20 protein-coding genes and 1 tRNA gene are annotated in these 21,893 nt (G+C 71.5%); 7 read left to right on the top strand and 14 right to left on the bottom strand.

The annotated features are described in order from the left end of the window. Positions 1–23: 23 nt before the first annotated feature. From pknB to ABZS77_RS01265, 7 genes are read right to left on the bottom strand one after another with little or no spacing between them, the layout of a single operon-like run. Positions 24–1,841, bottom strand: a complete 1,818-nt coding sequence (gene pknB, locus ABZS77_RS01295; protein ID WP_354815321.1) for a Stk1 family PASTA domain-containing Ser/Thr kinase — start codon at positions 1,839–1,841, stop codon at positions 24–26. Next, a complete protein-coding gene (locus ABZS77_RS01290) occupies positions 1,838–3,253 on the bottom strand; it encodes a protein kinase (protein WP_354815318.1) in 1,416 nt (471 codons plus the stop codon). Before ABZS77_RS01290 ends, pknB begins: the two co-directional genes overlap by 4 nt. Before the next feature lies 1 nt (position 3,254). Further along, positions 3,255–4,760 carry a penicillin-binding protein 2 gene (locus tag ABZS77_RS01285; protein ID WP_354815315.1) on the bottom strand — a complete coding sequence of 502 codons (1,506 nt, stop codon included), beginning with the start codon at positions 4,758–4,760 and terminating at the stop codon, positions 3,255–3,257. Beyond that, positions 4,757–6,247: an FtsW/RodA/SpoVE family cell cycle protein gene (locus tag ABZS77_RS01280; RefSeq protein ID WP_354815312.1), complete on the bottom strand. Its 1,491-nt coding sequence runs from the start codon at positions 6,245–6,247 to the stop codon at positions 4,757–4,759. The genes ABZS77_RS01285 and ABZS77_RS01280 overlap by 4 nt, the downstream gene beginning before the upstream one ends. Before the next feature lie 30 nt (positions 6,248–6,277). Further along, positions 6,278–7,732 (bottom strand): protein phosphatase 2C domain-containing protein, encoded by a 1,455-nt coding sequence (locus ABZS77_RS01275; protein WP_354815309.1) that lies wholly within the window; start codon positions 7,730–7,732, stop codon positions 6,278–6,280. Then, complete coding sequence (locus tag ABZS77_RS01270) at positions 7,729–8,214, bottom strand: FHA domain-containing protein (RefSeq protein ID WP_074315675.1); 486 nt, start codon at positions 8,212–8,214, stop codon at positions 7,729–7,731. The genes ABZS77_RS01275 and ABZS77_RS01270 overlap by 4 nt, the downstream gene beginning before the upstream one ends. A 6-nt stretch (positions 8,215–8,220) precedes the next feature. After that, positions 8,221–9,009, bottom strand: a complete 789-nt coding sequence (locus ABZS77_RS01265) for a DUF3662 and FHA domain-containing protein (RefSeq protein ID WP_354815306.1) — start codon at positions 9,007–9,009, stop codon at positions 8,221–8,223. 207 nt (positions 9,010–9,216) lie between these two features. Between ABZS77_RS01265 and ABZS77_RS01260 the strand changes: the two genes are divergently transcribed. From ABZS77_RS01260 to ABZS77_RS01250, 3 genes are all read left to right on the top strand, one after another. Further along, positions 9,217–9,302, top strand: a tRNA-Leu gene (locus ABZS77_RS01260). 64 nt (positions 9,303–9,366) lie between these two features. Further along, entirely contained in the window at positions 9,367–10,482 is a 1,116-nt protein-coding gene (locus tag ABZS77_RS01255) for an NAD-dependent epimerase/dehydratase family protein (RefSeq protein WP_354815303.1), read from the top strand. Then, positions 10,479–11,285 (top strand): WecB/TagA/CpsF family glycosyltransferase, encoded by an 807-nt coding sequence (locus ABZS77_RS01250; protein ID WP_354815300.1) that lies wholly within the window; start codon positions 10,479–10,481, stop codon positions 11,283–11,285. The genes ABZS77_RS01255 and ABZS77_RS01250 overlap by 4 nt, the downstream gene beginning before the upstream one ends. A 72-nt stretch (positions 11,286–11,357) precedes the next feature. Here ABZS77_RS01250 and ABZS77_RS01245 read toward each other — a convergent pair whose 3' ends face one another. After that, entirely contained in the window at positions 11,358–12,917 is a 1,560-nt protein-coding gene (locus tag ABZS77_RS01245) for a S8 family serine peptidase (protein WP_354815297.1), read from the bottom strand. Between the two features lie 218 nt (positions 12,918–13,135). Between ABZS77_RS01245 and ABZS77_RS01240 the strand changes: the two genes are divergently transcribed. Then, positions 13,136–13,720: a hypothetical protein gene (locus tag ABZS77_RS01240; RefSeq protein WP_354815294.1), complete on the top strand. Its 585-nt coding sequence runs from the start codon at positions 13,136–13,138 to the stop codon at positions 13,718–13,720. Here the strand turns inward: ABZS77_RS01240 and ABZS77_RS01235 are convergent. The 3 genes from ABZS77_RS01235 to ABZS77_RS01225 form a co-directional block, all read right to left on the bottom strand. Further along, on the bottom strand, positions 13,703–14,089 hold the full coding sequence (locus ABZS77_RS01235; RefSeq protein WP_354815291.1) for a hypothetical protein: 387 nt from the start codon (positions 14,087–14,089) through the stop codon (positions 13,703–13,705). The genes ABZS77_RS01240 and ABZS77_RS01235 overlap by 18 nt on opposite strands. Positions 14,090–14,305: 216 nt before the next feature. Continuing rightward, positions 14,306–14,527 (bottom strand): DUF397 domain-containing protein, encoded by a 222-nt coding sequence (locus tag ABZS77_RS01230; RefSeq protein WP_121656330.1) that lies wholly within the window; start codon positions 14,525–14,527, stop codon positions 14,306–14,308. Continuing rightward, positions 14,497–15,378 (bottom strand): helix-turn-helix transcriptional regulator, encoded by an 882-nt coding sequence (locus ABZS77_RS01225; protein WP_030487606.1) that lies wholly within the window; start codon positions 15,376–15,378, stop codon positions 14,497–14,499. Before ABZS77_RS01225 ends, ABZS77_RS01230 begins: the two co-directional genes overlap by 31 nt. Positions 15,379–16,010: 632 nt before the next feature. On the opposite strand from ABZS77_RS01225, the gene ABZS77_RS01220 reads away from it, so the two are divergent. Then, on the top strand, positions 16,011–16,295 hold the full coding sequence (locus ABZS77_RS01220; protein WP_139586807.1) for a hypothetical protein: 285 nt from the start codon (positions 16,011–16,013) through the stop codon (positions 16,293–16,295). Between the two features lie 103 nt (positions 16,296–16,398). Further along, entirely contained in the window at positions 16,399–16,836 is a 438-nt protein-coding gene (locus ABZS77_RS01215) for a hypothetical protein (protein WP_354815288.1), read from the top strand. A 7-nt stretch (positions 16,837–16,843) separates the two neighbouring features. Here ABZS77_RS01215 and ABZS77_RS01210 read toward each other — a convergent pair whose 3' ends face one another. Continuing rightward, the gene (locus ABZS77_RS01210; RefSeq protein ID WP_354815285.1) at positions 16,844–17,773 is read right to left on the bottom strand and encodes a PASTA domain-containing protein; all 930 of its coding nucleotides are present in this window, start codon (positions 17,771–17,773) and stop codon (positions 16,844–16,846) included. A 125-nt stretch (positions 17,774–17,898) separates the two neighbouring features. Continuing rightward, on the bottom strand, positions 17,899–18,594 hold the full coding sequence (locus ABZS77_RS01205; protein ID WP_354815282.1) for a PASTA domain-containing protein: 696 nt from the start codon (positions 18,592–18,594) through the stop codon (positions 17,899–17,901). A 114-nt stretch (positions 18,595–18,708) separates the two neighbouring features. Here ABZS77_RS01205 and ABZS77_RS01200 point away from each other — a divergent pair, with 114 nt between their 5' ends. Further along, a complete protein-coding gene (locus ABZS77_RS01200) occupies positions 18,709–20,202 on the top strand; it encodes a hypothetical protein (protein WP_354815279.1) in 1,494 nt (497 codons plus the stop codon). 116 nt (positions 20,203–20,318) lie between these two features. Here the strand turns inward: ABZS77_RS01200 and ABZS77_RS01195 are convergent, their stop codons facing one another. Continuing rightward, positions 20,319–21,797, bottom strand: coding sequence for a glutamate--cysteine ligase (locus tag ABZS77_RS01195; protein WP_354815276.1), 1,479 nt, complete (start codon positions 21,795–21,797; stop codon positions 20,319–20,321). Between the last annotated feature and the right edge of the window lie 96 nt (positions 21,798–21,893).

Genomic DNA, 21,893 nt, shown 5'->3' with positions numbered 1-21,893 from the left:
ATGCCCGCACGCCGTGCCCGGAATCAATCCTGCGGAAGCCGGGACGGCGGGGGCGGGAACGGCACACCGATGCCACCTCCGTTGCCCGGCGTGGTCGGCGTGGTCGTCGGAGTGACCGAGGGCGTCACAGAGGGAGTCGGGTCGGTCTCCGGCTCGGGCTGACTGACCTTGATGGTCACCTTCGTACCCGTCGGCTTCTTGTCCTTGGCGTTCGGGCTCTGATCGGTGACCTTCCCCGCGTTGGCGGCAGGCACCTCCGGACCCTCCTGCGGAACGACCGTGAAGCCGGCGTTGCGGAGGACGCGGGTGGCTTCCTCCTGGCTGAGCCCGACGACGTCCGGCACCTCGCGGACCTTGCCGTTCGAGACGGTGAGTGTCACCTTCGTGCCCTCGGGGACGCGCTGCCCCGACGGAGGGTCGACACTGAGTACCTCGTCCTGGCTGGCCTCGCTGTCGATGGTCTTGACGTCGGGGACGAGATTCGCTTCCTCGAGACGGGCGATGGCGCTCTCCCGCTTGCTGCCCTTGAGGCCTACCGGGACGGTCACCTCGGGCGCGCCGCCACAGATCTGGATAGTGACCTGACGCGTCTCCTCCAGCCGCGCGCCCGGCTGCGGAGTCTGCCGGACCACCGTGTCCTTCTGGCAGTTGCTCTCCCGCACCGGCTCGCCCACCACCGCCTGGAAGCCGGCATTGCGGATCTCGGTGATCGCGGCTTCCTGACTCTTACCCGTGAGGGTGGGCACCGACTTCAGGTCCTTGCCCTGTTGGTTCCAGAGCAGGGCGGCGACCAGGGCGATCACCGCCAGCACGCCTACCGCGCTGAACATCGCGATCAGCCAGGAGGACGCCTTGCGCTGGCGCGGGTCGCCCACCCGGGCCGGGATCTGCCGGGTCTGTTGCCCAGCGGCGGCGGCCGGGTAGCCAGCCCCGCCGCCGGCCGGGGCCATCGCCACCGTCTCCGCCTCGCGCATCACCGGCGTGGCCAGCACGGGCCGCCCGGCTGCGGCGCGGAGCAGGTCCGCACGCATCTCGCCGGCGCTCTGGTAGCGGTTGAGCGGGTTCTTCGACAGCGCCTTGAGCACGATCGCGTCGACGGCCGGGGTGACGTCCGGGTTGATGTCGCTCGGCGTCGGCGGCGTCTCCCGTACGTGTTGGTAGGCGACGCTGACCGGGCTGTCGCCGACGAACGGCGGGTGCCCGCAGACCAGCTCGAAGAGCACGCAGCCGGCGGCGTACACGTCGGAACGGGCGTCCACGGCCTCGCCGCGCGCCTGCTCCGGGGACAGGTACTGGGCCGTGCCGATCACCGCGCTGGTCTGCGTCATGGTGGTCGCGCCGCTGGCCAGAGCCCGCGCGATGCCGAAGTCCATCACCTTGACCTGACCGGTCTGGGTGAGCATCACGTTGCCGGGCTTGATGTCCCGGTGGATGATGCCGTGCCGGTGGCTGAACTCCAGCGCCGCACACATGTCGGCGCAGATTTCCAACGCCCGGCGGGGCTGCAACCGGCCCTCCGCGCCGAGCACCTCCTTGAGGGTCCGTCCGTTGACGAACTCCATGACGATGAACGGCAACGTCTCACCGGTCGGCGCGGTCTCCTCGCCGGTGTCGTAGACCGCCACGATCGCCGGGTGGTTGAGCGACGCCGCGTTCTGCGCCTCCCGCCGGAACCGCATCTGGAACGTCGCATCCCGGGCGAGGTCGGTGCGGAGCATCTTGATCGCGACGTCCCGACCGAGCCGGAGGTCGCGACCGCGGTGCACCTCGGCCATGCCGCCATAGCCGAGCAGCTCGCCGACCTGGTACCTGCCACCGAGCAGGCGGGCCTGCGCTGTCATCGCGTCTGTCGTCCTTCGCTCGTCGTCGTCCCGCCGTCGACCGGCTGGAGCCGTACCCCACGACGGTACGACGTCCGGGTCGGATCGTCGCGTCCGTCGGGCCGCAGCGCGCCGGACGTCGCCGCGTGCGGAGCCAGCGCACCGGTTTCGCCGGACTGCGACTGCTTCCGCAGGTTGTAGGAAATCACGCCCGAGCAGAGCAGGACCAGTACGGCGAGCAGGATGGCGAGAAGCACCATCCCGGGCCGGGACCGGTGAGGTTCGGGAGTGGATGGCGTCGGGCCGGCCTGGCGGACGTACGCCGGGGGGTGTTCCTGGCGGGTCTGCGCCGGCGGCACCGACGCGGCACCGCGCGGGTAGCCGGCGGCACCGGCCGGCGGCCGGGCGTACGGGACGGCCGGCGCGACGGTGGTGGGGCGGGGCTGCTGGGCTGGGGCGATCACGGTCGGGCGCTGCCCGGCGGGTGCCGGACGGTGCCCGACGCCCGGCGCGCGGTGGTGCTGCGACTGGGGCACCTGCGCACGACCGGGTGCCGCCGGTGAGGCCGGCGCCCCGGAGACCGGGCCGGGATGACCGCCGCCCCGGGCCTGCTGGGAGAGCGCGGCCTTGAGCTGGCGGGCGACCTGCGCGAGGGCCGCGGCGCTGGGCCAGCGCGCGGCCGGATCCTTCGCCAACGCCCGTTCCACCACTGCCCGGACCTGCGGCGGGATGTCCGAGGGCAGGGGGCGGGGTGTCTCCCGGACGTGCCGCATGGCGATGTCGAGCGGGTTGTCGCCCTCGAACGGGCGGCGCCCGGCCAGGCACTGGTACGCGACCACGCCGAGCGCGTACACGTCGGACGCCGGGGTGGCGACACCGCCGGTGGCCTGCTCGGGCGAGATGTAGGAGGCGGTGCCCAGCACCGAACCGGCGGCGGTGAGCTGCCCGACCATGTCGGAGCGGGCGATGCCGAAATCGGTCAGCACGAGCGTGCCGTTCGGGCGGACCAGCAGGTTGCCCGGCTTCACGTCCCGGTGCACGATGCCCTTCTCGTGCGCGGCGTGCAGCGCGTCCGCGGCCTGCGCGACGAGGGCCATCGTCCGGGCCGGGGTGAGCCGACCGACCCGACTCAGCGTCGACGACAGGGCGTCGCCCTCGACGTACTCCATGACCAGGAAGGCGATCTGCTGGTCGTTGCCGAAGTCGTAGACGTCCACCACGCCGGGGTGGTTGATGGTGGCCATGGTCCGGGCCTCGCCGCGGAACCGTTCGGCGAAGTCCGGATCGTCGAGCAGGGCGGGGAGCAGACTCTTCACCGCCACCGTCCGTCCGAGGACCTGGTCGGTGCCGCGCCACACGTCGCCCATGCCGCCGCTGGCGATCCGCTCGTCGAGACGGTAGCGGTTGCCGAGCTGGACACCGGGGCTGAGCATGTCAGCGGCCCCCGGGGTCGGCGATGGCGGCGCGCATGATCTGGCCGCCGATCCGGGCCGCCTCGGCGCTGCCACCGCTGCCGGCCTGCTCCAGCACCACGCAGACGGCGGAGACGGGGTTGTCGTTCTTGTCGAGCGCGAAGCCGATGAACCAGCCGTGGTCGGGCCGGTCCGGTGCGGACTGCGCGGTGCCGGTCTTGCCGCCGACCTTGTAGCCGCTGATCGCGGCCTTCTTGCCGGTCCCGTTCTGGACCACGCTGACCATCATGTCCCGCAGGTCGCTGGCGACCTGTGGGCTGACCGGCTGCCGCAGCTCCCGCGCGTCGGCCGTGTAGTAGCTGGTGGTGCGGTCCGGAGCGAGCAGCTGCCGCACCAGGTACGGCCGCATCTGCCGGCCCCGGTTGGCGACCGAGCCGGCGATCATGGCGCCTTCCAGCGGAGTCATCCGGACGTCCCGCTGACCGATCGAGGACTGGGCCAGCGCGGCCGGGTCGTCCCCGCCGTCGGCGTTCTGGATGCTGCCGGTACGGCTGGCCGCCGTGGGCAGGCCACCCTCACCGAGCTGCCCGACAGTCAGGTCCTCCTGCTCGAAGCCGAACTGGCGGGCCTTCTCCTTGATGGTGTTGGCACCGAGGCGTACGCCGAGCTGGGCGAAGCCCGTGTTACAGGATTCGGTGACCGCCTCCATCAGGGTGACCTGCGATTCCGGGCAGATCGAGGGGGCGGCGTTCCGGATCGGCTCGCCGGACGTGGGAGGGGTGTAGCTGGACCTGGCCGGGATGGGGGTGGTCTTCGTGACGCCGTTCTCCAGCGCCGCCGCGGCCACCACGATCTTGAAGGTGGAGCCCGGCGGCAGCGTCTCGCCGAGCGCCCGGTTGCTCAGGGGCCGTTCCGGGTCCTGCTCCAGCTTGTTGAACGCGGCCGCCGCCTGGTCTGTGTCGTGGCTGGCCAGCGGGTTCGGGTCGAAGCTCGGCATGGAGACGAGCGCCTGCACCGCACCGGTGTTCGGGTCGATGGCGATGGCCGCGCCCCGCTTCGCCCCCACCTGGTTGTTGCGCATCTGGTCGTACGCCACGTCCTGAGCCCGCTTGGAGAGCGTCAGCAGCACGTTGCCGCCACCGGTCTGGTCACCGGTGAACATGTCCTTGAACCGGTCGCCGATGAGCTGGTCGCTGGTGCCGGCCAGGAAGTCGTTCTCCACCTGCTCGATGCCCCGGTCCGCCAGGTTGACCGGCTTGTAGCCGAGCACGTGGGCGTACTTGGCGCCACCGGGGTAGGTGCGCAGGAACTTCAGCTTGCCGGTGGTCTCCTTGCTGGTGGCCAGCGCGGTGCCACCGGCCTCGATGTTGCCGCGCTTGATCTTGTAGTCGGCAACCTGGACCCGGCCGTTGTAGTCGCTGGTGCGGTACTCGTCGGCCTTGTAGGCCTGGATCCAGTTGAGATTGGCGAAGAGCAGACCGAACAGGACAATGACGACGACGCCGACGCGGCGCAGGGGTGCGTTCACGGCTTGATCACCTCCGTGGGGGCACCGTGCAGTTGCTCGGGCGGACCACCGGCGGGCCGGGCGGCCTTGCCGCCACTCCCGGTGACCGGCCGGCGGGCTCCGTCGGAGACCCGCAGCAGCACCGCGATGAGCAACCAGTTGGCCATCAGCGACGAGCCACCGGCGGACAGGAACGGGGTGGTCTGACCGGTCAGCGGAATGAGCTTGCTGATCCCGCCGACGATCACGAAGACCTGCAGGCCCAGGGTGAACGCCAGACCACCGGCGAGCAGCTTGCCGAACGAGTCCCGCACCGCGAGCGCGGCACGCAGTCCGCGCTCCACGATCAGGAGGTAGACCACCAGCAGCGCGGAGAGCCCGAACAGGCCGATCTCCTCACCGATGCCGGCGAAGATGAAGTCGTTCTGCACCTCCGGCAGGATCTCCGGCTGGCCGCCGCCCGGCCCCGCACCGAAGAGCCCACCCGTGCCCAGGGCGAGCAGCCCCTGCACGAGCTGGTAGCCCTTGTCGGTGGGGTCGGCGAACGGATCCAGCCAGATCTCCGCCCGTACGTAGAAGTTGGCGAACGGGCCGCCGACGGTCGAACCGAGGACGTACGCCAGGTATGCGCCGCCGAAGAACAGGACCAGACCGATCAGCAGCCAACTGACCCGTTCGGTGGCGATGTACAGGGTCACCACGAACATGCCGAAGTAGAGCAGCGAGGTGCCCAGGTCCTTCTCGAAGACGAGCACCAGAAGGCTGATCAACCAGACCACGACCACCGGGCCGAGGTCGCGCCCGCGCGGGAAGTCGATGCCGAGCAGACGCCGACTGGCCAGCGACAGCACCTCACGCTTGCGCACCAGGTAGTAGGCGAAGAAGACCAGCAGCGCCAACTTGGCGAACTCACCCGGCTGGATGGAAAAACCGCCCACCCGGATCCACAGCTTGGCGCCGTTGATCTCTGAGATGCTCGACGGCAGCACCGCCGGCAGCATCACCAGCACGATGCCGGCCAGGCCCAGGGTGTACGCGTACCGGGACACCGAACGGTGGTCGCGCATGATGGCGAGCAGGCCGGCGGCGAGGATCACCGAGGCCAGCGTCCACGCCAACTGCCGCCCGCCGATGCCGGCGAAGACGGCCAGGCTCTCCCGGTCGGCGACCGGCGCCTCGCCCAGGTCGATGCGGCGCAGGAAGCCCACCCCGAGGCCGTTGAGCAGGGCCACCGCTGGCAGCAGGGCCGGGTCGGCGAACGGGGCGAGGAACCGGATGACCAGGTGCAGACCGAGGAACACCGCGCCGAGCGCGGCGGCGGGCATCCAGAAGTCCGGGGTGACCGTGTCCAGCAGGTTCGCCTCGACGGTCGCCCCGTACGCGGCCACCAGCACCATCGCGAGCAGCAGCAGGGACAGCTCGGCGTTGCGTCGGGACCGGGCCAGGCGTACGCCGGACTGCCCGCCCGTGGTGGCGGGCGAGGGCGCCGGTGTGGCCGCTACGGTCACGGGTGGAATCCTCGGGATCTCAGTCGATGCTCACTCAGGAGACCGGCAACCGGCCGGATCGAGCGTCGGCGGTGTCGAGTCGGAGGGCGTGGCGTCGGGTGCGGTCGTCGGGCCGGTCACGCCGGCGGTGGGGGTGACGGCGGGGCTGGCGGTCGCCGACCCGTTCGCGGGAGGCAGCGTGCCGGCGGTCGGGGTGCCGTTCGGCGGCACGGGCGTCCCGTCCGGGGTCGGTGACCCCGCCACGACTGTCGGGTCGGACGGGCAGAGCGGCTTCAGGTTGGGATTGGTCGGCGTGTCGCTGGTCAGCTCGGCGAGCTGGCGCTCGGCGTCCGGCTCGTTCTTGGCCCGGATGCCCACCTTGACGGTGTCCTGTGCGGCGACGGTGAGGTCGTCCAGCCGGGTCCCGCTGGTGCGGTGCACGCTGGAGAGGTCCATCCCGGCGATCTGACCCTGGATGCCCCGGAAGACGGCGACCTGCCCCTCCTCGGTGGCGCCCACGTAGTACTGCCGCTGGGTGTACGTCCAGCCGGCGAAGGCCGCGCCACCGACGATCACCAGCAGGGCCAGCGCCATGGCGGCGGTCCGCACCGGTCGGCGCTTCGGCCGGTCCGGCTCGTCGTCCGACGCGGCGGGCTCCTCCGGCGCGGCCGGGCGTGGCGCGGAGAGCGCGGAGGCCCGGGCGGCCGGGGTGGAGTTGTCGGCGGAGGTGGCCATGCCCCGGTCACGGGCGGCGGCGCCACCGACGATCGGGGTGGCCTCGACGATGTCCTGGTCGGTCGCGTCGGCGATGATCACCGTGATGTTGTCCGGGCCACCGCCGCGCAGCGCCAGCTGCACCAGCCGCTCGACGCACTGCTGCGGGTCGGTGTACTCCCGAAGGGTCTCACCGATGGTCTCGGAGCTGACCACGCCCGAGAGGCCGTCGCTGCAGATCAGGTACCGGTCGCCGGGCAGGACCTGGCGCACCGAGTACTCCGGGTCGATGTCCCGGCCGTCCAGGGCACGGGTCAGCAGTGACCGCTGCGGGTGACTGCTCGCCTCCTCGGCGCTGATCCGCCCCTCGTCGACGAGCATCTGGACGTACGTGTCGTCCTTGGTGATCTGCGCGAACTCACCGTTGCGCAGCAGGTAGGCCCGCGAGTCGCCGATGTGGACCATCCCCAGCTTGCTGCCGGTGAAGAGGGTCGCCGTCAGCGTGGTGCCCATCCCCTCCAGCTGCGGGTTGGCGTCCACCGTGTCGCGGAGGTGTTGGTTGGCGGTACCCACGGCCGAACGCAACGCATCGACGAGAGCGTCCCCTGGGACGTCCTCGTCGAGCGGCGCCATGGCACCGATGACGATGTTGCTGGCGACGTCACCGGCGGCCATGCCGCCCATGCCGTCGGCAACGGCGAGTAGCCGCGGCCCGGCGTAGACGGAGTCTTGATTGCCGTCTCGGATCAGACCGCGGTCGCTGTGGGCCGCATAGCGCAGGGTCAGAGTCATGGCCGTAATTCGAGGGAAGTGCGGCCGATCCGGATCGGCACGCCGAGGGGGACGGGGGTTGGTCCGGTGACCTTAGCGCGATCGAGGTACGTGCCGTTAGTCGAGCCGAGGTCCTCGACGAACCACTGCCCGTCGCGGGGCACGAGCCGGGCGTGCCGCGCGGAGGCGTAGTCGTCGGTGATGACCAGGGTGGAATCCTCGGCCCGACCGATGGTGATCTGCGCTTCACCGAGAGTGATCCGGGTGCCGGCCAGCTGGCCGGCGGTCACCACCAGTTGGTGGGCCGCCCTGCCCCGTTTCACCTTCGCCGGCTTCGCCGCCTGCCCCGTCGAGGCGCCCACAGCTCGTGGCGCCGCCACCAGGCGACCGGACCGGGCCCCCGCGAACAGGTCCCGCCGGATCACGCCGACCACCGTGAACACGAAGATCCACAGCAGGATCAGGAATCCGAACCGGGCAACGGTGATGACCAGTTCCGGCAAGGCGGGTCAGCCGTCCACGCGGAAGGTCAGCGTCGTGGTGCCGAGCTGGACCATGTCACCCGGGTTGAGGGCGACGGCGGAGACCCGCTGGCCGTTGACCATCGTGCCGTTCGTCGACCCCAGATCCGTCAGCACGACCTGGCCGCCGTCGAAATCCAGCCGGGCGTGTCGCCGGGAGATGCCGACGTCGGGCAGGCGCAGGTTCGCCTGGTCGCCGCGACCGATCACCGTCGACCCCATCTGGAGGGGGTAGGTGCGCCCGTCTCCGGAGACGAGCCGCACGTTGCGGCCACCGCCGTGCCCGGGTGGCGGGCCGTAGCCACCGCCCTGGTCGTAGGCGGAATAGGCGGGCGGGCCGGCGTCGTAGCCGGGCGCCGACACCGGGGCGACCTCGCCACCGGTGTAGACCTCGGCGGTGACCCGGAACATGCCCGTGTCCAGGCCGTCACCCCGCTCGATCTCGACGATCACGTCGCCGTAGACCGTCCAGGCCTGCTCGCCGATGAACTCCGCCTGCGACTGGGCCAGCTCCTGGGCCAGCGCGGCGGCGTACGGCGCCAGACGACTGTGGTCGAACGGCGAGAGATCGATCACGTAGCGGTTGGGCACCAACGTGCGCCCACCGGCCAGGATCGCCTTGTGCGCCTCGGCCTCCCGCTGCATGGCGTTGAGGATCTCCACGGGGTGGACCACCCCTTTGAAGACCTTGGCGAAAGCCCCTTCGACCAGGCCTTCCAGACGCTTCTCGAAGCGTTGCAGCACGCTCACCGGCTCCTCCTCGGGTCCCGAGGACATGATGGTATCCGGCCGGCGCGCGTGCAGCTCACACGCCGCTCGGCCGCCTGCTCCCGGCCCGCTCGGAAGGACCGGGACTGCCGTGCTAATCTTTCGTCCGCCACGAACGGTAACCGCTCGTGGCGAGCGCCTGGGACAGCGTAGTATTCCCGAGGCCCGCTGGAGACAGCGGGATCGGGACGGCTAGAGTGTTGCGGGTTGTGCCACGGGGATGTGGCGGAATGGCAGACGCGCACGGTTCAGGTCCGTGTGCCCGAAAGGGCGTGGGGGTTCAACTCCCCCCATCCCCACCAACGACGAGGGCTCCGCATACTGCGGGGCCCTTCCGTCATATCGGGGCGTGCCGGGCGTCACGCTATGCTCCGATGGATTCTGCCTCCGATGGACCAGGAGTGGCGTGTGAGTGTCGCGTTGGTGACCGGGTCTGGTGGTCTGATCGGCTCCGAGGCGGTCCGGCACTTCGCCGGGCTCGGCCTGGACGTCGTCGGCATCGACAACGACATGCGCCGGTACTTCTTCGGTGAGGACGGCTCCACATCGTGGAGCCTGGAGCGGCTCGGCCGTGACCTGGGCAGCGCGTACACCCACTTCGCGGTGGACATCCGGGACCGCGAGGGCCTGGAGCAGGTGTTCAAGAAGTACGGCTCGGACATTGCCGTGGTGATCCACAGCGCCGCGCAGCCGAGCCACGACTGGGCGGCGAAGGAGCCGTACACCGACTTCGACGTCAACGCCGGCGGCACTCTCAACATGTTGGAGAACACCCGGCTGCACGCGATCGACGCACCGTTCATCCACTGCTCGACGAACAAGGTGTACGGCGACCGGCCCAACAGCCTGCCGCTGATCGAGCTGGAGACGCGGTACGAGCTGCCCGAGGACCACCCGTGGTACGACGGCATCACCGAGGACATGTCGATCGACAGCTCCCTGCACTCGATCTTCGGCGCCTCCAAGGTCGCCGCGGACGTGATGGTCCAGGAGTACGGCCGCTACTTCGACATGAAGACCGCCTGCTTCCGGGGCGGCACGCTGACCGGTCCGGCGCACTCGGCGGCCGAGCTGCACGGCTTCCTGGCGTACCTGATGCGCTGCGTGATGGAGGGCCGGACGTACAACCTGTTCGGCTACAAGGGCAAGATGGTCCGCGACGCGATCCACTCGCGGGACGTGCTGACCGCGTTCGAGGCGTTCTTCCGGGCGCCGCGCTCGGCGGAGGTCTACAACCTGGGCGGCGGACGGCACTCCAACACCTCGCACATCGAGGCGTTCCGGATCGCCGAGGAGATCACCGGCCGCGAGGCGCGGATCAACTACGTCGAGCAGAACCGCACGGGCGACCACCAGTGGTACGTCAGCAGCATGGCCCGGTTCGAGGAGCAGTACCCGGACTGGAAGATCACCTACGACGTACCCATGATCCTTCGGGAGATCTACGAGGCCAACGTCGACAAGTGGGTGCCCCAGTCATGACCGCCCGGACCAAGCGCAACGTGCTCGGCGTCCTGGTCGACGCCACCGACTACGCCACGGCGACGGACGCTGTGGTGACCGCCGCGCACGAGCGGCGTCCCTTCGCGCTGACCGCGCTTGCCGTGCACGGGGTGATGACCGGCGTCCTGGACCCGGCGCACAACGCCCGGCTCAACTCGTTCGACATGGTCACGCCGGACGGGCAGCCGGTGCGCTGGGCGCTCAACCTGCTGCACCGCGCCGGGCTCACCGACCGGGTCTACGGGCCGACGCTGACCCTGCACGTGCTCTCCCGCTTCGCCGACGAGGGCCTGCCGGTCTACCTGTACGGCTCGACCGAGGAGACCCTCGCCAGGCTGATCCCGGCCCTGGAGCGGATGTTCCCCGCGCTGAAGATCGCCGGGGTGGAGCCGTCCAAGTTCCGGGCCGTCCAGCCGGGCGAGGACGCCGAGATCGCCGACCGGATCCGGTCCAGCGGTGCCCGACTCGTCCTGGTCGGGCTCGGCTGCCCGCGCCAGGAGGTCTTCACGTACGCCATGCGGCCCCTGCTGGACATGCCGATGATGGCTGTCGGCGCGGCCTTCGACTACCACGCCGGGCTGCTGCGCCAGCCGCCGCCGTGGATGCAGCGCGCCGGGCTCGAATGGTTCTGGCGGCTCGGTCTGGAGCCGAAGCGGCTCTGGAAGCGTTACGTGATCCTCAACCCGGCCTACCTGGCCCGACTGGCCGGGCAGAAGACCGGCCTGTGGAAGGCACGTCCGCCGGCCCCGGCCACCGAGCGTCCGGCCAGCTTCGCGGTCTGACCCCCCATCCGGTACGACACGAGGCCCCATCCGCGCAGGCGGGTGGGGCCTCGGCCGTGAGGGCGGGAGCGGTCAGACGGTCAGGGTCCAGGTGTTGATGTAGCCGGTGTCGGCCGCGTACGTGTCGCGCACCTGGAGCCGCCAGGTGCCGTCGGCGGCCTCACTCGACACGTTCGCCGTGTAGGTGGTGTTCACGTTGTCGGCGCTGTCCGAGGTGCTGCTGTTCTTCAGCCGGTACGCGCTGCCGTCCGGGGCGAGCAGGTCGATGACGAGGTCACCGCGGTAGGTGTGCACGATGTTCACCGCCACGGTGGAGGCCGAGGAGGCGTTCCGGCCACAGCCGGAGATGGTGATCGAGCTGGTCACCGCCGCGCCGGCGTCCGGGATCGACACGTCGGTGCCGTTGGTGCCGGTGCAGCCGGTCGGCGGCGGCGGGGTGGTGCCGCCCGAGCCCACGTAGAGCAGCCGGTTCGGCGACCCGGAGCCGGCGTTGCCGACCACGTTGGCCGTCGCGTTGGCCACCATCTGGTCGCGGACCTGCTGCGGGGTCCAGCCCGGGTTGACGCTGGCCAGCAGGGCCGCCGCACCGACCACGTGCGGCGTGGCCATCGAGGTGCCGCTGATCGTGTTGCTCGCGGTGTCGCTCGTGTACCAGGCCGAGGTGATCGACGAGCCCGGGGCGAAGATGTCCAGGCAGGTGCCGATGTTCGAGAACGACGAGCGAGCGTCCGAGCTGGTCGTCGAGCCCACCGTGATGGCCTCGGTGACCCGCGCCGGGGAGGTGTTGCAGGCGTTCGCGCCGTTGTCGTTGCCGGCCGCCAGGCCGTACGTGACGCCGGAGGCGACCGAGTTGCGTACGGCGGTGTCAAGCGAGGTGTTCGCGCCGCCGCCCAGGCTCATGTTCGCCACGGCCGGCTTGATCGCGTTCTGGGTGACCCAGTCGACGCCGCCGATCACGCCGGCGGTCGTGCCGCTGCCGGAGCAGTTCAGCACCCGTACGCCGACCAGTTGGACGCCCTTGGCGACCCCGTACGCCGAGCCGCCGACGGTGCCGGCGACGTGGGTTCCGTGGCCGTTGCAGTCGTCCGCCGACCCGCCGTCCACCGCGTCGTAGCCGGAGGTGGCCCGCCCGCCGAAGTCGCTGTGGGAGAAGCGGATGCCGGTGTCGATGATGTAGGCGTGCACGTTGCTCGCCGTGTTCGGGTAGGTGTAGGAGCTGTCCAACGGCAGGTTGCGCTGGTCGATCCGGTCCAGGCCCCAGGAGGGCGGGTTGGCCTGCGTTCCGGAGATCGAGACGGTGTGGTTCTGCTCGACGTACGCCACCGCCGGATCGGCGGCGATCCGTGCCGCCGCCTTCGCGTCCACGGTGACCTCGAAGCCGCGCAGCGCCGCGCCGTAGGTGCGGGCCACCGCGCCGCCGTGACGGCCGGACAGCCGCTTCGCGGTGTCACCGACCCGGTCGCGGGCCACCGCGCTGTCCTTGAGCACGACGATGTAGCTGTCCGGTACGGCGGTTGCGCCGCCGGCGGCCCGGACCACGCCGACCGGTTCGGCGGCCAGGGCCGGGGTACCGAAGGCCAGTGCGGTCGCCGTGGCCACCCCGACCAGTACGGACCTGCGTGGAAGACCCATCTCCCTACCTCCCTCCGACCGGCGGCGGATCGCGACCACCGGCCCCGACATCAATCGACTGCTGCCGATCGAGCTGAGGGTAGTTCAGCGGTCGCCCGGTCGGACATGTCGAAACGTCCATAACTTCCGGGGGATGACCCCCTACGGGACCCGGGTCCGGGGTGAACGGGGGACCGGCCCGGATTCGCGCCGCCCGGATCCGGGAAAGACTCTCCGACATGGAGAGTCAGCTCACCATCCTGCTGCCGATCGCCGCCGTCTGGCTGGCCGCCGGCATCGTCGCCGACGGCCTGCCCCGGCTGCGCAACACCCGCACGCTGCGCAGGCGTACCGGATGGTTGCTGGCCCTCGCCCTGACCGGCGTGGCGCTCACCGCGGCCGTACTCACAGGCGGTCTGCTCAGCGCCGGCGACGCACCGATCGACCGGGCCGCCGCCGGACTGACCCTGACCGCCGGCCCGTCGCTCGTGGTGGCGGTCTGCTCGGTACGGCGGATCCGCCGGCTGTGGGCCGGAGCCGGGGCGTTCGTGAGCGCGCCCGGCACCCCCGCGCCGCACGGCCTGCGCGCCGCCGCGGCGCATCCCCTCATCGGGCTGCCGTTGCAGGTGAGCGCCCTGGTCACGCTGCCGGCGGTGATCGCGGCCACCGGCGCCGACCTCGGTGCCGAGCCCGGCGTCGCAGGTCCGGCGATCACGGTGGGTGCGCTCGCGGTGGCCGTCATCGGCGTCCGGCACGCGCTCCGGCACAGCCGGCTCGCCGAGCGGACCCGGCCGACGGCGTCACCGTCAGCGCGAGCGGCCTGACCCCGGTAGGTACAGCAGCTCCAGGATCGCCCGGGTCGCCTCGAACCAGCGGTCCAGCCAGCCGGGCGGGGGGACACTGCCCTTCGGCGGCAACTCCAGCAGCAGGCCGCGCAGCAGCGGATGGTCGGCCAGCGACCCGGTGCCCTCCATCGGCCAGCCGTTCGGCGGGAACGACGGCTCGACCAACGGATTGGGGTCGAGGGAGGGCAGCGAGAGGGGCGGGTCGGCCGACTCGGCGGCGGACGGCTCCTGCTCGCTCGACACCACCTCGGTCAGTACGGTGTCCCGACGCGCCCCGCGGTACTTGCCACCGAACCGCTCCGGCTTACCCGGACCGTTGGTGAGATTGTCTGACCCGATCGTCGTCATCCGTCTCGCCTACCTCGCTCGGTTGCGTGTCGGTGCGGCGGATCATCGACCAGCGCCGCTACCGCCCGGTTCAACGAGACGGGCCCGCTGTAGCGACGGGAATCCCGGCGGAACCTCGCGGCGTCCCGCCCCCCGACACCCACGGCACCACGATCTCCGGGCACGGGAAGGTCCCCGCCCGGTCGGAACCGGACGGGGACCTCACGTCACGCTCGGTCAGGCCGAGCCGAACACACCACCTCTGGTGCCGGCGACGAAGGCGTGCCAGTCACCCGGGGCGAAGACCAGGGCCGGGCCGGCCTTGTCCTTCGAGTCCCGCACTCCGACCGCCCCGGTCACGTACGCCACCTCCACGCAGTTGTCACAGTTCGGCCCGCTCTTCGAGCTCTTGAACCACGTTGCCTGCGTCAGGTCCACGGGGAACCCCTTGGTCGCCATTTCCACAACGGCTCCTCTGCCAGTTTTGCGATGTGTGCGACGGACTCCTCCGGACGGATGGCCGCGGCGCGGATGTGATCGAAGATGAAGCTGTACTTCTGTAGTTCGTCGCTCTTCTCAAGGAAGAGCCCACCCGTGGCGTTCTCCGCGTACACAACATCCGGATCACCGGGCTCAGGGAAGCTGAGGATCGTGAAGGTCCCGTCCATGCCGGCGTGCGCACCCACCTCGAAGGGGAGGATCTGGAGCGTCACGTTCGGCAACTCGGCCACCTCGACCAGCCGCTTGAGCTGGCCGCGCATCACCTCGTCCCCGCCCACCGGCCGACTTACCACCGCCTCATCGAGCACCACCCACAGATCGACCGGATCGTCCTGGGTCAACAACGACTGACGACCCAGACGGACACGCACCCTCTGGTGTACCTGATCGGCCGTGAAGTCCGGTCGGGCGGCGCGGATCATCGCCCCGGCGTACTCCTCGGTCTCCAGAAGACCCGGCACGACCTGCTGTTCGTACGCCCGGATCGAACTCGCCGCAGCCTCCAGCCCGACGTACGCGCCGACGAGCACCGTGCTGTACGGGTGCCACCAGCCCTTCTGCCGGGCCTCCCGGGCGATCTGCACCAGCTCGTCGCTCTCGGCTCCCACCACCCCGTAGATCCGCAGCATGTCCCGCACGTCGCGGGGCGTGGCCGTGGTGTGGCCGGTCTCGATCCGGGACACCTTCGACGCCGAGCACTCCAACTGCTCGGCGACGACCTCGATGGTGATCCCGGCGGACTCCCTCTGGCGACGTAACTCGGCACCGAGCCTCCGTCGCCTGATGGTCGGGCTGCGCCGTTCACTCATCGCGTGGTCCATGAGTCATCGGTCCCCACCGCTGGCTGCTCGACCCCACTCGGGCTACCTCCGGTCGACGCGCCACTGGCTGTCGCCCGCCGGGGGCGCGACCGTCGACCGGCGAACGCTCGCGGCGAGGGGGTGGTGCCGGTCATCGGCCGGCCGCGACGGGCGAATCCGGCCCCCAGTGTGCCGTCCGGACACGGAAGGCTTCAAGCGCCGCTTTGCGCGACGCGCTCACGTATCGGCAAAAGTCGACGTGCAACTTGCATGAAGCACCTCCCTGATGCAGTCTGTCCGTATGGCACGGATCACTCAGCGTTTCCGTCCGCTCCCCCGGAGTGGTGACCCCACCGATCCGGGGATGTCGGACACGACGCGGGCCCGGCCGGCGACACCGAGACCTGCTCCCGGGTGATGACCCCGCCGCTGCAAGCCGGCAAGCTGCGGCGGCGGGCGCGGTTCCCGGAGAGCAGCCGGGTGATGGTCGGGTGGCGGCACGCCACCAGCGGAGTACGGCCCGACCACCACCATCCGCACCACCGGTCCACGAGGCACGACCCCGACACCGGCCGAGACTCTTCCCCGATCAGTTAGTCACCGCCGGCACAACCGCCGGCCAACCCTCCCCAGGAGCCCATGTGCTTCCCCGCTCCGGTGACGTTCTGCACGTGACTCGCGCGGCGAGTGTCCAGTTCCTCAGGCCGATCATGTTCCGGGTGATCCGAGTGCTCGACTGGCCGACGTACGACGGTTGGCTCTGGCTCGACGGCTACGAGCTCAACGCCGCGGGCGACGCGGTCAACCGACGGTCGATCTTCGTTCAGCGGGAAGGGTTGCAACAGGTGCAGGCCGCACCGGAACCCCGTCCGCACACCGTACGGACGCGGCGACCCGTCTCCCGTACCCCAGTCCGGGTGGGCTGACCACCGCGATCCGCCGCGGTGGGCGTGCCGTCGCCATAGAATTGGTACGCCCACCCCGGCACCGTTCCACCGCACGTCCAGGGCCCTGAGCCTGGGATGGTTCATGGTCAATCAGCCCGCCCTGCGGCGGCACCACCGCTCCCGTATCGCCTATGCCCTCGCACTGCTCGCTCTGCTCGGGGCCGTGACCACACTCCTGGTCCTGGTCCGCGACCCGGCATCGTCCGCGACCCGGCTGGCCACTCCGGTACCCGCACCGGAGATCACCGTGGTAGACGCCGACCCACCAGCAGAGGAAGACCCCGGCTGGATCGGTGCCGCCGCGCCCACCCAGCACGCCGAAGCGGCCGACCCGACGGGGTCGGTGGCCGGTGGCGGCGCCGGCGGTCAGTCCGACGGACGACAGGACCTCGCCGGGCAGGCCTCCAGCGGGCACACCGCCACGGACGTCCGCCGGTCCCTGTTCTGGTCCGGCGTCTTCGGTCTCACCATCTCGCTTGCCGGCCTCGGCCTGGTCGGCACCCGCCGCCGGATGTGGTGAGCACCCGTCACGGCGTGTTCGTCGCCGTCCCGCCCGGCGTGGTCGGACCACTCCCGGTCGAGGGCCGGGCCTGCGAGACGATCAGCAGGACGTCCTCGCCGTCCGACACCGTCGCCCCGGCCTCCGGTTCGGTACCCACCACCGTCCCGGGCGGCAACTCGGACGGGCGGTACACCACCCGGTAGGACAGGCCGAGGCGTTCCAGCAGCCCTTCGGCGGTGGCCTGCGGCAGGCCGGCGACCGGCGGCACCGGCACCTCGGCGGGCTCACTCGGCGACGGCGAACTGCTGGGCGACGCGGAGGTCGGCGACGCGGAGGTCGGGGCCGCGCTGGTCGGCGCGGCACTCGTGGCGCTGCCCGGCGGCGGCGACGGGGTCGACTCCGGGTCGTCCCGGTCGTTGTCCCGGGCGTTGAGCACCACCCAGAGCGCGGTCCCGAGCAGGCCGGCGAGCAGCAGCGCCAGCACACCCCAGAGGATCGGTAGCCACCACCGCCGCCCACCCTGCTCCTCGGCGTACCAGTCGCCGGCCGGCTCGGCCGGTCGCGGCGGCCGCACCTCCGCACGCCCGGACCACGGAGCGGGGTTGGGCCGCTCGACGGGCATCCGCGCCGTCCGGTCGGCCGGCGGCGGCGGCGCGGAACGATCGATCGGCATGGTCTGGTCGGAGGACGCGTTAGCACCGGGCCGGCCCTGCGACGCGGCCCGGTCGATCGGCGCGGTCTCATCAGGCGACACGGGCCGGTTCATGGGCGCCGTCTGGTCCGGCGACGCCGCCCGGTTCATCGGCGCTGTTTCATCAGGCGACGCGGGCCGGTCCATCGGCGCCGTCTCGTCGGGTCCGGCGGGTTGCGGCTCCGGCCGGTCGGCGGGCGGGAGGGGGCGGGTCCGGTCGTCGTCGTGCTCCCCGGCGGGCGGCTCCTGGCGGTCGTCGCTCATCGCACGTCCTTTCCCGAACCGGGGCGGGCGGCACGGCCCTCGACCGTCAACCTAGCGGCCCGCACCGGCATCGGCCGGGATCAGCGGCCCCCGGCGAGCCGGAAACGTCCGCCGGAGACGGCGACTCAGGAGGTGGGCCGCACGCTCGGCTGATCGGCAGCGCCCGTACCGCACCAGATACCCACCTGGTCGTTCCAGCGGGCCGGGCCGTCCTCGGTCGGTTCCTGCCGGACGACCTTTCCGGTGCGCCCACTGCGGTAGCTCGGGTAGAGCCCCTCCTCGACCAACTCGTCGGCGGCCCTGGCACAGTCGTCGCCGACCACGTCCGGCACCTCCGCGGGCGGCGGCGGCCCGGCCACCTGGAGTTGCACGGTGGTGCCCCGGGTGACCTCGGTACCCACGGGAGGTGAGGCGCTCGCGACCGTACGACCGCTGCCACCGCCGAAGACCAGCCGCCAGCCCAGCCGCTGCTTGCGCAGCATGTCCCGGGCCTCCTCGAAGTCGGCGCCGACGACCGGCGGGACGGTCAACCCGGACCCCTTGGTCGTGCTGGCGGACGTCCGGGGAGCCGAGGGTGTGGTCCGGGCCGTACTCGGTCGGGGCGTGGCCGTCCGGATGGTCGGCGAGGCGGTCACACTCGCCACCGCGAGCGGCTCGTCGGGGGCGTCGTCGTCGCCGGCCAACAGCCAGCCACCGGTCGCGCCCACCGCGGCGAGCAGCACCGCCACCAGCCCGCCCCCGAGCAGGACGGTGGCCCGGCTCCCGCCGCCCCCGGCCCGACCGTCGGCGGGATCCTGCCGACCCGTGTTCGTGTCCGTCATACCGCACACCGCCTCATCACCGGCGACCGTACCGGTCACCGCCAAGCCCGTTCGCGCCTGCCGGCGCGTCATCGCGACTCGCCGCGTCGTCGACGGGACGTTACGCTGCCCGGCATGGCCAGACGGGGCTGGGGAGTATCGATCGCGACGGCGATCGGGGTCGCTGCCGGAGCGGGTGCCGCACAACTGGGCTTCGGCTACGGCCTCGGCGTCATCACCTGGACGCCCACCGACGCCGGCGCCGCCGACACAGCCTGGGCGGACGGCCTCGCCTGGGCGACCTGGCTGGCCGCCAGCTCGACGGTCCTCGGCGCGGTCTGCGCGCAGCGGCTGCACCAGCGGCCGGCCCCGACGCCCGCCGTCCACACTCCGGCGGCAACGGACGGACCCCACGGTCCGGAGCCCGCGGCATCCGACACCGGAACTCCGGCCGCAGCGACGGCCCCGACCACCGTGGACCGTCGACCGGTACGCACCGGAGCCGCACCCGGTGAACACGGTGGTCTGCTGGGACGGGTGGCCATCGCCCTGGGCGCCGGGCTCGGTGGGCTGGTCACCGTGCTCCTCGTCGCCGTACCCGCGCGGGTGGCGGTGGGCGCCGACACGGCAGCGCCGCAACGCGTCGCCGCCGTACACACGGCGCTGGGAATCGTCATCGGCGTACTCGTCGCACTCTGGGCTCTGCGCTCCCGTGCCGCCGCGGTGAACGTGACCGCGACGGCCGCCTGGCTGTGGCTGCTCGCCGTGGTGTCGGTGATCGACGGGGTACGCGTCGGACGCGGCCTGGTCGGCGCGCAACTCGGCACCTGGCAACTCGACCCGGATCACAGCCGGTACTGGATCGGAGACCAGCTCTACTGGCCCGGTGCGCTGCTTGCTCTCGTCCCCGCACTCGTGATCGGGGCGCTGGCCGCGCGGCGAGCCACCCGCTCGCCGGGGCATCGGGTCAGCGCGACGGCGTCGGGGGCGGCCGGTCCGCTGCTCGTCGCCCTCGCGTACCTGAGCACCGTGCCGCGCTGGTCGACCCTGGGCCCGGAGCAGCTGTCCACTCAGCTCGTCGCCCCGTACGCCGTGATCGCCGGCATCGGTGGCTCGGTGCTCGCCGCTGTCCTCGGCGAACGCGCCGAGCGACACCGAGCCGCCAGCCCGGGTACGCGAGACACCGGCACACCGCCCGAACCGACAGCCCAGCCCGTCCCGAGCACGGAACCCGACCCGGCGGCTCAGCCCGACCCGGCCGCTCGATCCGGCTCCGCCGCCGAGCCCGGCTCCGTCGCTCAGCCTGGCTCGGCCGCTCGATCCGGCTCCGCCGCCGAGCCCGGCCCGGCCGCTCAGCCCGGCCCGGCGTTGGCCGCCGCCGGCCGGACCTCGACCTCCGCAGGCGGAACCGGTTCGTCGACCTCCGGCACGTCGACCGATGCTGCGCCGCGGCGCAGCCGAACCGACCGGACAGCGGCACGCCCCCGGCCCGGCGACGAGACCGCCGCGCCCCGGGTGCCGGCACCACGAACGGAGCCGGACCTCCCGGCCCGGTCCGACACGGCATCCCAGGAACCAGCCCCGGGCAACCGCCGCTCCCGCAGACCCACCAACCCCCCGACAAGCTGAACCGCGCCCTCGCCACCGCAGTCGATCATGAAGTGATGGTGAGCAGGTTGTGGGGTCATATCGGACTCATGGGCGCCGCAACTCCATGGACCGCGCGAGGGCGGGCAGGGGTGGGGTCAGGAGACGGGCCAGGTGTGGACTGGTTCGTTCGTGCGTTGGAGTTCGGCGTAGCGCTGGACCATGTGGTGCAGCGCGGCGGGCCGGTCCATGCCCAGGTGCCGCTCGGCCGCCCAGACCGCCTCGGTCTGCCAGACCGCGCCGTTGCGGCCGGTACGGCAGCGCTGCTCGATGATGCCGAGCAGCCGGTCCCGCTGCGCCGCGGTGACCCCGAATCCGTCCAGTCCGGTGGCGGCGGTGGGCAGCAACTCGTCAAGCACGAGCTTGGTGACCGGCACGTCGCCGAGGTGGGGCCAGTGCAGGACGGCGTCCAGGCCACGCCGGGCGGCGGCATGGAAGTTCTCCTCGGCGGAGCTGAAGGTGAGCTGGCTCCAGATCGGCCGGTCCGCCTCGGCGAGGCCACGGGCCAGGCCGAAGTAGAAGGCCGCGTTCGCCAGCATGTCCACCACAGTCGGGCCGGCCGGCAGCACGCGGTTCTCCACCCGCAGGTGCGGGCGGCCGTTCATGATGTCGTAGACCGGGCGGTTCCACCGGTAGACCGTGCCGTTGTGCAGTCGCAGTTCACCGAGCTGGGGCACACCGCCGGCGTGCAGGACCTCCACCGGGTCCTCGTCCTCGCAGATCGGCAGGAGCGGCGGGAAGTAACGGACGTTCTCCTCGAAGAGGTCGAATATCGAGGTGATCCATCGTTCACCGAACCACACCCGGGGGCGTACCCCCTGGGCCTTGAGCTCGTCCGGCCGGGTGTCGGTGGCCTGCTCGAACAGGGCGATCCGGGTCTCGGCCCAGAGCTGGCGGCCGTACAGGAAGGGAGAGTTCGCCCCGACCGCCACCTGCACCCCGGCGATGGCCTGGGAGGCGTTCCAGTAGTCGGCGAAGCTGTCCGGCGCGACCTGGAGGTGAAACTGGAGGCTGGTGCAGGCGGCCTCGGGGGCGATCGAGTCGGTGTGCGTCCGCAGTTGTTCGACGCCTCGGATGTCCAGCTCGATGTCCTCGCCGCGGGCGCCGACGATCTGGTCGTTGAGCACCCGGTAGCGCTCGTTGGTGGACAGGTTGTCCTCGACCAGGTGCCCCTCGGTGAGGGTGGGCAGGATGCCGACCAGGACGATCTTCGCGTCGGACCTGGCGGCGCGTTCGTCGGCGCGGGCGAGGCTGCTGCTCAGGTCGTGTTCGTAGTCGGCGAACCCGGTGCCCTCGATCAGTCGGGGCTCCGCGTTGAGTTCCAGGTTGAACTGCCCCAGCTCGGTCTGGAAGAGCGGGTCGGCGATGTCGGCGAGGATCTCCTCGTTGCGCATCGCCGGCTCGGCGGCCGAGTCGACGAGGTTGAGTTCGATCTCCAGGCCGGTCATCGGCCGGTCGGCGTCGAACCCGAAGTCGTCGAGCATCAGGGCGAAGACGTCCAGGCACCGCCGGACCTTGTGCCGGTAGCGGACGCGATCCTCCCGGGTGAAGGCGCCCTGCGAGACGTCCCTGCCCATGTGTCCTCCCGACGGCCGGCGCGGTCGGGATTCTGCCGTCCCGGAAAGCGCATTGTGAACCATCCACGGTAAGAGCGCTCGCCTGGCCGGGGCCAG

The organism is Micromonospora sp. NPDC005298 (assembly GCF_040607375.1).
Classification (GTDB): Bacteria; Actinomycetota; Actinomycetes; order Mycobacteriales; family Micromonosporaceae; genus Micromonospora.
The sequence above is the reverse complement of the archived record's forward strand: the minus strand, read 5'-3'. Positions and strand labels throughout refer to the sequence as shown.